This is a genomic window from Mycobacterium asiaticum, from assembly GCF_001673365.1.
Classification (GTDB): Bacteria; Actinomycetota; Actinomycetes; order Mycobacteriales; family Mycobacteriaceae; genus Mycobacterium; species Mycobacterium asiaticum_A.
Genome location: NZ_LZLS01000008.1, coordinates 1 through 835 on the forward strand (window position 1 = coordinate 1; position 835 = coordinate 835).

The following is an 835-nucleotide window of genomic DNA, read 5'->3' on the forward strand; positions in this document are numbered from 1 at the left end:
CCGCGAGCGCGCGTGTCTGCACAGCGACACGCCGCGTGGACTGGCATTTCGCGGTCCCTCGTGAGGTGAATTGTCGGCAAAACTGCGCGCGCTGATGATAGCGAGCATGAATGCAGAGCTTGACCGGTTGCTAGCCGCACAAGGCGGAGTAGTGACCTCCGCTCAAGCTTTGCGCTGCCTCACTCGCCGCGGCCTGGAGTTTGAAGTCAAATGCAATGGGTTGCAGAGGATTTGGCGGGGAGTCTACGGCCGAGGCGAGGTAACTACGGCGCTGAAATTACGGGGTCTGGATCTGGCTGCCGGCACCAAGGTCGCGGCCTGCCTGTACACCGCGGCAACCGCCTATGGGTTCGGCACCGAACAAGTCGCCGACCTGCACGTGCTCAATCCGATTGGTCAGCGGTTGCGGTCAAACGAGGGCCTGGTGGTCCACCGTCGGGACGGCGCGCCACTTAGAAATGTCGCCGGGCGGCTCGCCACCGCGCCAGCATGGACGGCAATCGAGGTGGCCCGCACACTGCGCCGACCGCGTGCGTTGGCCACGCTGGACGCCGCGCTGCGCACTGGCACGTGTAACCGCGGTGATCTGGCGCGGGCCATCGAGTTGCAAGCCGGCCGCCGCGGCATCGTGCAGGTCCGCGAGCTCCTCTGTCGGGCTTCGCCGCTCGCCGAATCGCCGATGGAGAGTGAGGCCCGACTGGTCATGCTCGACGGCGGATTGCCGCCGCCCGTGCTGCAATACGAGATCGTCGACCTCAACGGGCGGGTCTGGCGACTCGATTTCGCCTGGCCCGAATACCGCGTGGCCGCCGAGTACGACGGCGTTGATTGGCAC

1 protein-coding gene is annotated in these 835 nt (G+C 66.0%); it reads left to right on the forward strand.

The annotated features are described in order from the left end of the window. Positions 1 to 106: 106 nt before the first annotated feature. Positions 107 to 835 (forward strand): hypothetical protein (locus tag A5634_RS01535; protein ID WP_065142334.1); only part of this gene is annotated, 729 nt, incomplete at its 3' end.